Raw genomic sequence first — 13,993 nt, 5'->3', positions numbered from 1 at the left:
TCCCGGGGTTTGTGCTATGTGCAGGATGTACGGTATGTCGCAACTGTCGGGAACGTTGTTGCGACGATGTGCAGGGCGTACGGTATGTCGCAACAGTGGGGTGATGTCGGTCTTTCTAAATGCCAAAAGTTTGGCATTTCGCCGACATCACGCCTCCGCCTCTGGTGGAGGCCGGATTCGTTGTTGCTACGATGGAGAAGGTGAAGGAGTATTTTTATGTTGTTGCAGTTACCTCGTCAGCGTCAGTTGGATTTATCCCGGCCAAAAGTGATGGGGATTTTAAATATCACACCAGACTCATTTTCGGATGGTGGCCGCTTTATTGGTAAAGCGGCAGCTATTGCAGAAGCTCGTGCCATGCTTGCTGCTGGTGCTGCTATTTTGGATATCGGTGGTGAGTCGACACGCCCTGGTGCAGAAGAAGTGCCATTGCAACAAGAACTCGACAGAGTTTTGCCTGTGATTGAAGCCATCCGCTCTGAACTGGATTGTGTGATTTCTATCGATACCTGCAAAGCACAAGTCATGAAAGAAGCTGTGGCTGCTGGTGCTGATATCATTAACGATATTAAAGCTTTGTTAGACCCAGGTGCGGTTGACGTGGCTGCTGCTGCCAAAGTACCTGTGTGTTTGATGCATATGCAGGGGCAACCCAGAACTATGCAGCATTCCCCTCTGTATCAGGACGTGGTCAAAGAGGTGTGTGACTTTTTAAAACAAAGGGCAGAAGTATGTATCGCTGCGGGGATCCCCAAAAGCCAGATTATTCTCGACCCGGGTTTTGGTTTTGGCAAAAGTTTGCAGCACAACTATCAGCTGTTAAGTCAGCTTTCAGAGTTACTGGCGTTAAATTACCCTCTGTTAGTTGGAATGTCGCGTAAGTCGATGATTGGTCAGTTATTGAACGTCCAATTGGATGATCGTTTGGCAGGTAGTTTGGCCTGTGCCACAATAGCTGTCATCAAAGGTGCCCGCATTATTCGTGTGCACGATGTTAAAGAAACTGTGCAGGCCGTGGCTGTTGCTTCAGCCACCTTATTTGGAGTAGAGCATGTCTAGAAAGTATTTCGGCACTGATGGTGTGCGTGGCAAAGTAGGCGAGTTCCCTATCACGCCTGAATTTGCCATGAAGTTAGGTTGGGCCGCTGGTCGGGTGCTATCCCAGCGTGGTACCAAAAAAGTATTGATTGGTAAAGACACCCGAATTTCAGGATATTTATTAGAAACTGCACTAGAAGCTGGATTGGTCGCTGCTGGTGTAGATGTGCGTTTGTTAGGCCCTATGCCAACCCCTGCCGTGTCTTATCTGACCCGAACTTTTCGGGCTGAAGCAGGCATTGTGATTAGTGCATCGCACAATCCTTATTATGATAACGGCATTAAGTTTTTCTCTGCCGACGGCACCAAGTTACCTGACGATGTCGAGCTAGCGATCGAAGAAGCGATGGAACAGCCTATGGTGTGTGAATCGTCAGAGCGTTTAGGTAAGGCGATGCGTATCGATGACGCAGCTGGTCGCTATATCGAATTCTGTAAAAGCCATATCCCAAATCATTTATCCCTGAATGGTTTAAAAATAGTATTGGATTGCGCCCATGGCGCCACTTATCACATAGCTCCTAACGTATTCCGCGAGTTAGGCGCTGATGTTCAGGCTATAGGTGTTAGTCCTAATGGTTTAAATATTAACGACCACTGTGGAGCCACTCATACCGATCTGTTGCAACAAACAGTGGTTGAAACCGGAGCAGACTTAGGCATTGCCTACGACGGTGATGGCGATCGGGTAATGATGGTTGATCACACAGGCCGTGTGATTGATGGTGATGAAATTGTTTATATCATTGCCCGTAATGCGCAAAAGCTGAATAAGCTGCAAGGCGGAGTCGTGGGCACGCTGATGAGCAATATGGGATTAGAACTGGCTTTAGCCGAACTAAATATCCCCTTTGCCCGCTCTAACGTTGGCGACCGTTATGTGGTTGAAATGCTGGCGCAGAAAAACTGGCGTATTGGCGGTGAAAATTCTGGTCATGTACTGAATCTGGACCACGCTGGCACAGGCGACGGTATTATCGCGTCTCTTCAGGTATTAACAGCTATGCTGGAAGCAAAGTTATCTCTGGCAGATTTGGCGCAGGGCATGACCAAGATGCCACAAGTGCTGGTGAACGTGAAGTTTGAGAAAGGCACAGCACCTTTAGAAAACTTGCACGTCAAGAAAGTGATACAGCAAGTTGAGCAGGATTTAAACGGTCAGGGCCGTGTTTTGATCCGAAAATCCGGGACTGAGCCATTAATTCGTGTAATGGTGGAAGGAAGGATACAAGACGAAGTACAACAATACGCACAAAAAATAGCCGATGCCGTCAAGATCGCCAGCTAAAAATTGCTAATTTAGCTATCAAGTCTTGTTTGAACGGGTGAGGTTAGTTAGTATCTCGCCCGTTTTAATACAGAGGCAATAACATGAGACAACGTAAGCCGTTAGTAGTCGCTAACTGGAAAATGAATGGTAACTCAGATCTGGTTCAACAGATGTCAGAAGCCTTGTCTGTACTAAAACAGCCCTTACCTGACATTTTGATCTGCCCACCGGTAATTCTTCTAACTCACTTTCCAAAACATCAGAACTATAAGTTGGGTGCTCAGAATATGAGCGAACAGCAGAGTGGGGCCTTTACCGGTGAAATTTCAGCAGATATGCTACTGGCAGCTGGCGCTTCCCATGTCATTATTGGTCATTCTGAACGCCGTGCTATCTACGGTGAATTGGATCCTCTGATCAGCCAGAAAGTAAAAGTGGCGATAGATGCGGGTTTAACTCCGATACTTTGTGTCGGCGAAACTCTACAGCAAAGAGAAGAAGAAAAAACTTTAGAGGTTCTTGCACGGCAATTAGATGCGGTGTATGCTGCGCAGCCTTATTTACTGGCACATTCTGTGGTAAGTTACGAGCCGGTTTGGGCCATAGGCACAGGTCGGACAGCAACACCTCAGCAAGCTCAGCAAGTGCATCAGTTTATACGCCAACATTTGGCGCAATATGATGCTCAAGCAGCGGATGTATTAAGAATTATTTATGGTGGCAGTGTCACTGCTGCCAATTGTGAAGCCCTGTTTGCAGAGGCGGACATAGACGGTGCCCTTATTGGTGGCGCCAGTTTGAAAGTGGCAGATTTTTCTGCGATTTGCACAATGGCAAAGGATTCATAATGTACGAATTGTTTATTGTATTGTATCTGTTAGTCGCATTAGCTCTGATTGTGCTGGTATTAATCCAGCACGGCAAAGGTGCTGACATGGGCGCTTCTTTTGGTGCTGGCGGTTCAGCCACTATTTTTGGCTCATCAGGTACAGGTAACTTCTTAACTCGTACTACGACAGTACTGGCAACTTTATTTTTCGCTTTGAGTTTGTTACTGGGCAACCTGAGTACAGACCGTGTGAAAGCTGTAGACGAATGGCAGGATTTATCTATACCAGTCGAAACTAAAGCAGCTGACGCAGTAGAAGAGAAAAAGCCAGCATCAGATATTCCCGTAGGAAACTGATCGCACCTCTGATTTTTTAGCCGAGATGGTGAAATTGGTATACACGCTACCTTGAGGTGGTAGTGCCTTCGGGCGTGCGGGTTCAAGTCCCGCTCTCGGCACCAATATACAAAGCACGGCAAGCAAAGTATAAGAAACTAAGCTTGCGATAGTCAGACCAGGACTATATAATGTGCGTCGCTTACGGACGCGGGATGGAGCAGCCTGGTAGCTCGTCGGGCTCATAACCCGAAGGTCGTCGGTTCAAATCCGGCTCCCGCAACCAATTCGTACGGTGAAGTAAATATAAAGAAAAAGCCCACGGGCTCCTCTTTATAAACCCGGGCGAAGGGCGTCGGTTCAAATCCGGCTCCCGCAAGCAAATTTTGCTGATAAATAAAACTTCGCAAGTTTCATTAAACAGCAAAATTGTAACCGTAAGATGCTTTGGTTAAACCGAAGCTATGCCCAGGTTAAACAGTTCACTGTGATGCCTACAGAATTCAGGATTTTGATTGGCGATATCAAAGTCCAGTCAGCTCTAAAGTCGCCCCGAGATTTCGGGGCGTTTTTATATCTGGCGACAAGGTTGTACTACTATTCTGGGCTCTATGCCCTTTTTTTATTTCTGGAGGTCTCTTTGACTAAACAAGAACAGCAGTTAACTGAGCTGTTAACGCCAACAGTAGAAGCCGCAGGCTTTGAGCTGGTCGGCATAGAGTTCGTTCGTGCTGGACGTCACTCTATTCTGCGGGTTTATATTGACCATCAGGATGGTATTACTGTGGACCACTGCGCCACTGTAAGCCGTGAAGTGAGTGCGTTACTTGATGTTGAAGACCCTATCCCGAATGAATATTTCCTTGAAGTGTCCTCTCCTGGTTTAGACCGCCCTCTTTTTACTCCAGAGCATTTTGCCAAAGTTGTTGGTCAGATCATTGATGTAAAATTGGCTATTCCTCAAGATGGACGCCGCAAATTTAAAGGCCTGCTGACACAAATCGAAGACGATATGTTAGTAGTGGAAGTGGATGGCAAACTCTACCGTTTGCTGATGGATAACGTAGATAAAGCGAACGTAGTGCCTGTGTTCTGATACACGGGTCGAAGCGAGGCAAAATAATATGGCTAAAGAAATTTTATTAGTAGTAGACGCGGTCTCGAACGAAAAATCAGTTCCGCGCGAGAAAATTTTCCAGGCGTTAGAGTACGCGTTAGCGGCCGCCACTAAAAAGAAAAACGAAGGCGACATCGAAGTCCGCGTGACTATTGATCGTAAAACCGGTTCTTATGAAACTTTCCGTCGCTGGATGGTTATTCCAGACGATCAGGTACAAGAACATCCGTACCGCGAAATCACCTTGTCTGCAGCTCAATACGACGAACCTCACTTACAAGTGGGCGATTATGTTGAAGAGCAAATCGACTCTATTACCTTTGACCGTATCACCACCCAAATGGCGAAACAGGTCATAGTACAGAAAGTACGTGAAGCAGAACGTTCACAAGTGGTTGAAGCTTATGTGGACCAGGTTGGTGAGTTAGTCACTGGCGTGGTGAAAAAAGTAAACCGTGACAGCATCATTGTCGACTTAGGTAACAATGCGGAAGCCATGTTAGCTAAAGAAGAGATGTTGCCGCGTGAGACCTTCCGTCCAGGCGATCGCATCCGTACTTTGTTGTTTGAAGTAAAACCAGAAGCCCGTGGTGCTCAGCTGTTTTTAAGCCGCACCCGTCCTGAAATGCTGATCGAATTGTTCCGCATTGAAGTGCCTGAAATCGGCGAAGAGATGATTGAAATCCGTGGTGCTGCACGCGATCCGGGTTCACGCGCTAAAATTGCAGTGAAAACCAACGATCGTCGTATTGACCCTGTGGGAGCTTGTGTCGGTATGCGTGGTTCACGTGTACAAGCCGTATCCAGCGAATTAACGGGCGAACGTGTTGATATCGTTTTATACGATGACAACCCGGCTCAGTTTGTAATTAACGCTATGTCTCCGGCAGAAGTGGCTTCCATCATCGTTGATGAAGACAAGCACTCTATGGACATTGCAGTAGAAGACAGCAACCTGGCCATGGCCATTGGTCGCGCTGGTCAGAACGTCCGTTTAGCCAGCCAATTAACTGGCTGGGAATTAAACGTGATGACGGTTTCTGCTATGAAAAGCAAACACCAGGAAGAAAATGCCAAGGTGTTGGAATTGTTTATGACTGCACTGGAAATCGACGAAGATTTTGCTGGTGTGTTAGTAGACGAAGGTTTCTCAACCTTAGAAGAAATCGCCTATGTGCCGGTCAGCGAACTGTTGTCAGTTGATGGTTTAGACGAAGATACAGTAGAAGAGTTACGTAAACGTGCTAAAGCCGTGTTAACCACACGTGCTCTGGCCAGCGAAGAATCACTGGAAGGCTCAGCGCCTAGTGAAGCATTAGTTAATCTGCCAGGTGTTGGTACCCACACAGCTTATGTGTTGGCCAGCAAAGGCATCATCACTCTTGATGATCTGGCAGAGCTTGGGGTAGATGATTTGATTGAAATCGAAAAAATGACTGAAGAAAAAGCGGCAGAGCTGATTATGGCTGCCCGTAATATTGTTTGGTTCAGTGAAGACAAATAAGTGGGTCAACGGAGGTAAAAACTGACATGGCAGATGTAACCATAGAAAAACTGGCCAGTGACGTCAATACGACTGTTGATCGTATAATCCAACAGTTTGCGGATGCAGGCATAACAAAACAAGTCGGCCAAATGGTCAATGAAGAAGAGAAAAAAACTCTTCTGGATCACTTAAGCCGTGCCCACGGCGGTCAGTCCGCTGAACCGTCCAAACTGACGTTAGTTCGTAAAGAAAAAAGCACTCTGAGTGTGGCCGGTGGCGCTGGTCGCAACCGTGAAATTCAGGTTGAAGTGCGCAAGCAAAAGACTTTTGTTAAACGTCCTTCTGGCGAAGAAGCTGCGAAGCTGGCTGAAGAAGAACGTATTGCCGCAGAACAAGCAGCAGAAGCTGCAAAACGTGAACATGAGCGTTTAGCTGCTGAGCAAAAAGTAAAAGAAGAAGCCAACCGTAAAGCGAAAGAAGAAGCTGATCGTAAAGCTGCTGAACAGAAAAAACGTGACGAAGCAAAACATGCCCAGTTAATGAAAGACGATCCGGAAGAAGCGGCTCGTCGTGCAGCGAAAGAAGAAGCTAAGGCTGAAGCTGAGCGCATCAAAGCACAACAGGAAGCTGAGCAGTTACGTAAGCTGGAAGCAGAAGCTTTACAACAAGCTGAAGCTGCGCGTCGTTTAGCTGAAGAAAATGCTGAACGTTGGGCTAAAGAAGAGACTAAACCAGCAGCAGAAGACGCTGATTATCACTTAACCAGCAACGTCTACGCTAAAGCTGCTGAAGACGAAGTGGATGCCCGTGAAGAACGTGGTGGCCGTCGTACAACGAAAAAAGCCCCTGCTGGCAAAGCCAAGAAAAAAGATGATGCTGATGATAAAGACGCGTTTAACCGTGCTAATCGTCACAAGAAAAAGAAAACGCCTGTCAGCATGCAGCATGGTTTTAACAAACCAGCTCAGCCGGTAGAACGTGAAGTGAAAATTGGCGAAACCATCACAGTGGCTGAATTAGCTTCTAAGATGGCCGTTAAAGCTTCTGAAGTGATCAAGGTCATGATGAAAATGGGTGCTATGGCAACCATTAACCAGGTGATTGATCAGGAAACTGCAGCTATCGTTTGTGAAGAGATGGGCCACAAGTTCACTCTGACCAAAGAAAACGAGCTGGAAGAAGCAGTCATGTCTGACCGTCAAGGTGAAGGCGAGTTAGAGCCTCGTGCTCCGGTTGTTACCGTTATGGGTCACGTTGACCACGGTAAAACCTCTACACTGGATTATATCCGTAAAGCAAAAGTAGCAGCTGGCGAAGCCGGTGGTATTACTCAGCATATCGGTGCTTACCATGTAGAAACAGAACGCGGTATGGTGACTTTCCTTGATACTCCAGGTCACGCAGCCTTTACTTCAATGCGTGCCCGTGGTGCTAAAGCGACAGATATCGTTATTCTGGTGGTTGCAGCAGACGATGGCGTAATGCCACAAACCAAAGAAGCTATTCAGCACGCAAAAGCTGCTGGTGTGCCTCTGGTTGTTGCTGTCAACAAGATGGATAAACCGGATGCAGATCCGGATCGTGTTCGTAACGAATTATCTCAGTTTGGCGTTATTTCTGAAGAGTGGGGCGGTGATACTCAGTTCGTGCCTATCTCTGCGAAAACCGGTATGGGTATCGATGACCTGCTGGAAGCCATCCTGAACCAGGCTGAACTGCTTGAATTAAAAGCAGTAAGAAAAGGTCTGGCCCGTGGTGTGGTGATTGAATCACGTCTGGATAAAGGTCGTGGTCCTGTTGCTTCCATCCTGGTCCAGGAAGGTACACTGCAACAAGGCGAAATTGTACTTTGTGGTTTCGAATACGGCCGTGTTCGTGCAATGCGCGATGAAAACGGTAAAGAAATCAAAGTTGCTGGCCCATCCATTCCGGTTGAGATCTTAGGTCTGTCCGGTGTGCCTCAGGCTGGTGATGAAGTGACTGTAGTGAAAGACGAGCGTAAAGCCCGTGAAGTTGCTTTGTACCGTCAAGGTAAATTCCGTGACGTCAAACTGGCTCGTCAGCAGAAATCTAAGCTGGAGAACATGTTTGCGAACCTGTCTGAAGGCGATGTGTCAGAACTGAACATAGTTCTGAAAGCAGACGTACAAGGTTCTGTGGAAGCAATCAGTGAATCACTGAGCCGACTGTCGACTGATGAAGTGAAAATCAAAATCATCGGTAGTGGTGTGGGTGGTATTACTGAAACTGACGCTACTTTAGCCGCAGCTTCTTCAGCTATCGTTATCGGTTTCAACGTGCGTGCCGAAGGTACAGCCCGTAAGATCATCGAAGACGAGAACCTGGACTTACGTTACTACAGCATCATTTATGAACTGTTAGACGAAGTACGTGCAGCGATGACTGGTATGTTAGCGCCTGAGTTTAAACAGCAGATCATTGGTCTGGCTCAGGTTCGTGCCGTGTTCCGCTCGCCGAAGTTTGGTGCTATCGCTGGTTGTATGGTGACCGAAGGTGTTATTAAACGTAACGCACCAATTCGTGTACTGCGTGACAACGTAGTTATTTACGAAGGTGAACTGGAGTCCTTGCGTCGTGTGAAAGACGACGTATCCGAAGTACGCAATGGCTTCGAGTGTGGTATCGGCGTGAAGAACTACAACGACGTGCGTGAAGGTGACCAGATTGAAGTGTTTGAAGTCGTTCAGGTTGAACGTACTTTATAAACACTTTGTGCTGGTAGAAATATAGATACAGAGATCAGCAGGGGCTACACAGGCCCCTGTTTCTTTCTGCTCAAATGTGTTGGAAAGAGTTATGGCTAAAGAATTTACCCGGGTAGACCGTCTGTCGCAGCAAATGCAGCAGGAAATCGCAGTGATTTTACAACGTGAAATCAAAGACCCACGTTTACACAACATGATTACAGTGTCTGATGTGGACGTGTCGCGTGATTTATCACACGCCAAAATTTTTGTTACTTTTTTAGGCTTAGAAGCTGACAAGGTAAAAGCAAACCTGGATATATTAAACGACGCCTGTGGTTATGTCCGCAGTCTGATCGCCAAACGTATTCAGGCCCGTATTGTTCCAACTATACGTTTTTACTTTGACCAGTCTTTGGATCAGGGTATTCATATGGCCAACCTGGTTGAACAGGTGCGCCGTGAAGATGAAAAGCGTCGTATTGATGCTGGTCAGGAACCGGATCGTAAACCTAAGGTCGACCAGGACGAGGACGAGTAATGGCGCGTCGTGCTGTCCACGGCATTCTGTTACTTGATAAGCCGTTAGAAATTTCCAGCAATGGTATTTTGCAGCGGGTGCGTTGGTTGTATCAGGCGGAAAAGGCTGGCCACACCGGTGCTTTAGATCCACTGGCCAGTGGTTTACTGCCGATATGCTTTGGTGAAGCCACTAAGTTTTGTCAGTTCTTATTAGATACAGACAAAACTTATCTGGTGACAGCGCATTTTGGTTTGCGTACTGACACCAGCGACGCTGCAGGTGAAATCATCAGCCGTAAGCCAGTGACCTTTGATCAAGCCCTGCTTGAGCAAATGATGCAGCAGTTCCGTGGCCCGCAGATGCAAATTCCGACTATGTTTTCGGCTTTAAAGTATCAGGGGCAGCCGCTGTACAAATATGCCCGCCAGGGTATTGAAGTACCACGTGAAGCCCGGCCTATCACCATTTTCCGTTTTGAGTTGCAGCAGTTTGACGGCGAATACGCCAGCTTTCTGGTGCATTGCAGCAAAGGTACTTATATCCGCACTTTAATCGACGATTTAGGTGAGGCTTTAGGTTCAGGTGCTTATGTCAGCGCCTTGCGCCGTATTCATGTCGGGCCTTTTGATGCTGCACAAATGCTGACGCAGGAACAGTTGGTGCCTTTTAATGAAAAGCAGGACTGGGCTGGCTTAGACGCTTTATTGCTGCCAATGGATTTAGCCTTAACCGGCTTGCCAGAATTAAAGCTTACGGAAGCGCAGCAAAAACGTTTAGTGCATGGTCAAACTGTGTTGTTAACTGAATCCGAACTGGCCGATTTAGGCACGGAATCTGCTGGCGCTATTAAGTTGTATGGTCCTGCCCAGCAGTTTATTGGTGTGGCTTCGTTAGAGACCGGTGTGCTGTCAGTACGACGTTTACTGAACACCAGCGCTTGGCAAACTCCAGCGATATAATTTTGCTTGTAAGACTTTAAGAAAGCGCATAGAATGCGCGCTCATTTTCGTTGTTGCTGGATTAGTGGCCGGCACAACATATCTCTCTATTGGAGGCTCTATGTCACTAACTACAGCTGAAAAAGCGCAAATCTTAGCAGATTTCGCTGTTAAACAAGGCGATACTGGTTCACCAGAAGTACAAGTTGCATTATTAACTGCAACTATCGCTAAGTTACAACCACACTTTGCTGACCACAAGCACGACCACCACTCACGTCGTGGCCTGTTACGTATGGTTAGCCAACGTCGTAAGTTATTAGATTACTTAAAAGGCAAAGACGGTCAGCGTTACGCTACTCTGATCGAGCGTTTAGGTCTGCGTCGTTAATTCGCAGCTTATGCCTGAAAAAGCCAGTCCTAGACTGGCTTTTTGCTTTTTAAAATGTAGAAAAAAATCATACCAATGCAACTTAATGCCTTCATGATGTTCTTACCGCCCGGACATGCTTAAATTTTATACCCTGCGACTCTGGTGCCAGCTATCTTTTCAGCCTTGTAACAGGCTATACTGTGCCGCGAAAAACAGACCAAAAGACTCCGCGAAAAAACGCGAAAAATAGAAAGGAAATAATCAGTGAACCCCATCGTAAAATCATTCCAGTTTGGCCAACACACTATCACTCTGGAAACCGGCGTTATCGCCCGTCAAGCTGACGCGGCCGTACTTGCAAGCATGGGTGATACCTCTGTGTTAGTCACAGTGGTCGCTAAAAAACAACCAAAACCAGGTCAGGATTTTTTCCCTCTGACCGTGAACTATCAGGAAAAAACTTATGCGGCAGGCCGCATCCCTGGTGGTTTCTTCAAGCGTGAAGGCCGTCCGTCAGAAGGCGAGACGTTAACTTCTCGTTTAATCGACCGTCCAATCCGTCCATTATTCCCTGAAGGCTTCACGAACGAAGTTCAGGTTATTGCCACTGTAGTTTCAGTACAACCTGAAATTCAGCCGGACATTATCTCTATCATCGCGACTTCTGCTGCACTGGCTATCTCTGGTATCCCGTTCAGTGGTCCATTAGGCGCGGCCCGTGTTGGTTATGTAAACAGCCAGTACGTGTTAAACCCGTCAGAAACTGAATTAAAAGACAGCAAACTGGATTTAGTGGTTGCAGGTACTGCAAACGCTGTATTGATGGTTGAATCTGAAGCTGGCGTATTGTCAGAAGAAGTGATGTTAGGCGCAGTGGTATTTGGTCACGACCAGATGCAAACTGTGATCAACGCTATCAATGAATTTGCGGCTGAAGCAGCTAAACCAGTCTGGAACTGGGTTGCACCGGTGAAAAACGCTACAGTGACCAGCAAAATTGCTGAACTGGCAACAGCTCCGGTAGGCGAAGCTTACCGTATCACTGAAAAAGCAAAACGTTACGAAGCCATTGGTGCAATCAAAGCTGAAGTCTTCGCTAAAATCAAAGCTGAATTAGCGGAAGGCGAAGGCTTTAACGAAACTGAAGCCAACGAGATTTTCCACAACCTGGAAAGCCAAATCGTCCGTAGCCGTATCATCAAAGGCGAACCACGTATTGATGGTCGTGACAACGAAATGATCCGTGCTTTAAGTGTAATGACTGGTTTGTTACCACGTACCCACGGTTCAGCTTTGTTCACTCGTGGCGAAACTCAGGCGTTAGTAACCTGTACTTTAGGTACTGCCCGTGATGCGCAAACAGTAGATGACTTACTGAGCGAAAAAACTGACAACTTCCTGTTCCACTACAACTTCCCTCCGTACTCAGTGGGCGAGACAGGTATGGTAGGTTCACCAAAACGTCGCGAAATCGGTCATGGCCGTTTAGCTAAACGTGGTGTAGCTGCTGTAATGCCAGATTTCAATGACTTCCCGTACACAGTACGTATGGTGTCTGAAATCACTGAATCAAACGGTTCAAGCTCTATGGCTTCTGTCTGTGGTTCTTCATTAGCTCTGATGGATGCTGGTGTACCAATCAAAGCTTCTGTCGCTGGTATCGCTATGGGTCTGGTAAAAGAAGGTAATGACTTCGTTGTTCTTTCTGACATTTTAGGTGATGAAGATCACTTAGGTGACATGGACTTTAAAGTGGCTGGTACTACTGAAGGTATCACTGCACTGCAGATGGATATAAAAATCGAAGGTATCACTCGCGAGATCATGCAGATCGCTCTGAAACAAGCCAAAGCTGCCCGTATTCACATTCTGAACGTGATGGATCAGGCTATCAGCACGCACCGTGAAGAGCTGTCTGAACATGCTCCACGTATCTACACTTTAAAAATCAACCCGGAAAAAATCCGTGACGTGATTGGTAAAGGTGGTGCTGTGATCCGTCAGATCACTGAAGAATCTGGTACTACGATCGAAATCGAAGATGACGGTACAGTGAAAATTGCTGCGACTAACTCGCAAGCTGCCAACATTGCGATCAACCGTATCGAAGCTATCACAGCTGAAATCGAAGTAGGTGCAGTGTATCAGGGCGAAGTAGTACGTATTGTTGACTTCGGTGCTTTCGTTAACGTTCTGCCTGGCAAAGACGGTTTAGTTCACATTTCACAAATCTCTGATGAGCGTGTGAGCAATGTGGCTGACCACTTAGTCATTGGTCAGAAAGTTGCTGTAAAAGTAATGGAAGTAGACAAGCAGGGTCGTGTGCGTTTAAGCATTAAAGAAGCTCAGGACAAACCTGCTGCTGTTGAGTCTGCCGATGCTGTTGAAGCTCAGTAAGGTCCCTGACCTGACCAAAAGTGCAGTGCTGCTTGCAGCACTGCTGGCTTTGGGCGCTTGCGCCCAGAAACCTTCAACTGAAGTTGCTGTACTGGTGGAAAATCCGCTGGAACCAGAACCAGTTGCTGTCTCTTATCGCACTGAAATCGCCATAGCGCGAATTTCCGAGCTGCTGAATAAAGCCGAAACCACAGACGAACAACGTGCCAGGTTATTTTACGATCGCGGCGTGATGTACGACAGTGTTGGTTTACGTTCATTAGCCCGTTTTGATTTTCTGCGAGCCTTGCGTTTACAGCCTGATATGGCGGATGCCTATAACTTTATTGGTATTCACCATACCTTAGTGGGCAACTACACCGAAGCTTATGAGTCTTTTGATGCTGCGTTAGAACTGGCACCAGATTACGATTATGCTTATTTAAATCGGGGTATAGCGCTGCTGTATGACAGTAAAACTGCGTTGGCTGTAGGCGACTTTGAACAGTTTCATAAGGCGAAACCTGAAGATCCGTACCGTTCATTGTGGTTGTATTTTGCTGACGCTAATTTATCCGTGCCAGAAGCTCAGGCGCGTTTAGCTTTAAATCAGACTAAATTAGATCCAGACCATTGGGCCAGCAAGATAGTTGCTTTTTATCTGGGTAAAATCTCAGAACAAGAGTTACTGGACGCTGCCGCTACTCTGAATTCGGATCAACAACAACTGGCTGAACGTTTATGCGAAGTGTATTTCTATCTGGCTAAATGGCATCAGCAACAAAACCCAAGCAAAGCGCTGAATTACTATAAAAAAGTACTGGCGACTAATGTGTATGAGTTTGTTGAACACCGTTATGCCCGCATAGAAATGAACAGATTGCGTGGTTTAGATGCCAGTGCGATTCCTGTTGAATAACAGACAGAAGCGATTCAATAAAA

The 13,993-nt window shown here is 46.8% G+C and carries 12 protein-coding genes and 2 tRNA genes; all 14 read left to right on the top strand.

Going from position 1 to position 13,993, the window contains the following annotated elements:
• The first annotated feature begins 216 nt into the window (after positions 1 to 216).
• The 14 genes from folP to nlpI all read left to right on the top strand — a co-directional run bounded on the left by folP (position 217) and on the right by nlpI (position 13,970).
• Positions 217 to 1,059 (top strand): dihydropteroate synthase, encoded by an 843-nt coding sequence (folP, locus tag P3C17_RS17510; protein ID WP_300930637.1) that lies wholly within the window; start codon positions 217 to 219, stop codon positions 1,057 to 1,059.
• Positions 1,052 to 2,386, top strand: a complete 1,335-nt coding sequence (gene glmM / locus P3C17_RS17505) for a phosphoglucosamine mutase (protein WP_300930636.1) — start codon at positions 1,052 to 1,054, stop codon at positions 2,384 to 2,386. The genes folP and glmM overlap by 8 nt, the downstream gene beginning before the upstream one ends.
• Before the next feature lie 83 nt (positions 2,387 to 2,469).
• Positions 2,470 to 3,216 (top strand): triose-phosphate isomerase, encoded by a 747-nt coding sequence (tpiA, locus tag P3C17_RS17500; protein ID WP_300930635.1) that lies wholly within the window; start codon positions 2,470 to 2,472, stop codon positions 3,214 to 3,216.
• On the top strand, positions 3,216 to 3,554 hold the full coding sequence (gene secG / locus P3C17_RS17495) for a preprotein translocase subunit SecG (protein ID WP_300930634.1): 339 nt from the start codon (positions 3,216 to 3,218) through the stop codon (positions 3,552 to 3,554). Before tpiA ends, secG begins: the two co-directional genes overlap by 1 nt.
• A gap of 19 nt (positions 3,555 to 3,573) precedes the next feature.
• A tRNA-Leu gene (locus P3C17_RS17490) sits at positions 3,574 to 3,658 on the top strand.
• An 84-nt stretch (positions 3,659 to 3,742) separates the two neighbouring features.
• Positions 3,743 to 3,819, top strand: a tRNA-Met gene (locus P3C17_RS17485).
• Between the two features lie 354 nt (positions 3,820 to 4,173).
• Entirely contained in the window at positions 4,174 to 4,629 is a 456-nt protein-coding gene (gene rimP, locus P3C17_RS17480; RefSeq protein WP_233079015.1) for a ribosome maturation factor RimP, read from the top strand.
• A gap of 28 nt (positions 4,630 to 4,657) precedes the next feature.
• Positions 4,658 to 6,154: a transcription termination factor NusA gene (gene nusA, locus P3C17_RS17475; protein WP_300930633.1), complete on the top strand. Its 1,497-nt coding sequence runs from the start codon at positions 4,658 to 4,660 to the stop codon at positions 6,152 to 6,154.
• A 26-nt stretch (positions 6,155 to 6,180) separates the two neighbouring features.
• Positions 6,181 to 8,862, top strand: coding sequence for a translation initiation factor IF-2 (gene infB / locus P3C17_RS17470; protein WP_300930632.1), 2,682 nt, complete (start codon positions 6,181 to 6,183; stop codon positions 8,860 to 8,862).
• Positions 8,863 to 8,953: 91 nt separating this feature from the next.
• Positions 8,954 to 9,382: a 30S ribosome-binding factor RbfA gene (rbfA, locus tag P3C17_RS17465; protein ID WP_233079018.1), complete on the top strand. Its 429-nt coding sequence runs from the start codon at positions 8,954 to 8,956 to the stop codon at positions 9,380 to 9,382.
• Entirely contained in the window at positions 9,382 to 10,323 is a 942-nt protein-coding gene (gene truB, locus P3C17_RS17460) for a tRNA pseudouridine(55) synthase TruB (RefSeq protein WP_300930631.1), read from the top strand. The genes rbfA and truB overlap by 1 nt, the downstream gene beginning before the upstream one ends.
• A 100-nt stretch (positions 10,324 to 10,423) precedes the next feature.
• Complete coding sequence (gene rpsO / locus P3C17_RS17455) at positions 10,424 to 10,693, top strand: 30S ribosomal protein S15 (RefSeq protein WP_008900377.1); 270 nt, start codon at positions 10,424 to 10,426, stop codon at positions 10,691 to 10,693.
• A gap of 246 nt (positions 10,694 to 10,939) precedes the next feature.
• Positions 10,940 to 13,072: a polyribonucleotide nucleotidyltransferase gene (gene pnp / locus P3C17_RS17450; RefSeq protein ID WP_264343238.1), complete on the top strand. Its 2,133-nt coding sequence runs from the start codon at positions 10,940 to 10,942 to the stop codon at positions 13,070 to 13,072.
• Entirely contained in the window at positions 13,053 to 13,970 is a 918-nt protein-coding gene (nlpI, locus tag P3C17_RS17445; protein ID WP_300930630.1) for a lipoprotein NlpI, read from the top strand. The genes pnp and nlpI overlap by 20 nt, the downstream gene beginning before the upstream one ends.
• The last annotated feature ends 23 nt before the right edge of the window (positions 13,971 to 13,993 follow it).

The sequence above is a fragment of the Rheinheimera sp. 1928-s genome (genome assembly GCF_029269265.1).
Classification (GTDB): Bacteria; Pseudomonadota; Gammaproteobacteria; order Enterobacterales; family Alteromonadaceae; genus Pararheinheimera.
This window is presented reverse-complemented; position numbering and strand designations above follow the sequence as displayed.

Excerpts from the sequence above, each read along its gene's own strand:
- nlpI (WP_300930630.1), top strand. The coding sequence starts at position 13,053 with ATGCTGTTGAAGCTCAGTAAGGTCCCTGACCTGACCAAAAGTGCAGTG.
- tpiA (WP_300930635.1), top strand. The coding sequence starts at position 2,470 with ATGAGACAACGTAAGCCGTTAGTAGTCGCTAACTGGAAAATGAATGGT.
- infB (WP_300930632.1), top strand. The coding sequence starts at position 6,181 with ATGGCAGATGTAACCATAGAAAAACTGGCCAGTGACGTCAATACGACT.
- rpsO (WP_008900377.1), top strand. The coding sequence starts at position 10,424 with ATGTCACTAACTACAGCTGAAAAAGCGCAAATCTTAGCAGATTTCGCT.
- folP (WP_300930637.1), top strand. The coding sequence starts at position 217 with ATGTTGTTGCAGTTACCTCGTCAGCGTCAGTTGGATTTATCCCGGCCA.
- rbfA (WP_233079018.1), top strand. The coding sequence starts at position 8,954 with ATGGCTAAAGAATTTACCCGGGTAGACCGTCTGTCGCAGCAAATGCAG.
- nusA (WP_300930633.1), top strand. The coding sequence starts at position 4,658 with ATGGCTAAAGAAATTTTATTAGTAGTAGACGCGGTCTCGAACGAAAAA.
- secG (WP_300930634.1), top strand. The coding sequence starts at position 3,216 with ATGTACGAATTGTTTATTGTATTGTATCTGTTAGTCGCATTAGCTCTG.
- truB (WP_300930631.1), top strand. The coding sequence starts at position 9,382 with ATGGCGCGTCGTGCTGTCCACGGCATTCTGTTACTTGATAAGCCGTTA.
- glmM (WP_300930636.1), top strand. The coding sequence starts at position 1,052 with ATGTCTAGAAAGTATTTCGGCACTGATGGTGTGCGTGGCAAAGTAGGC.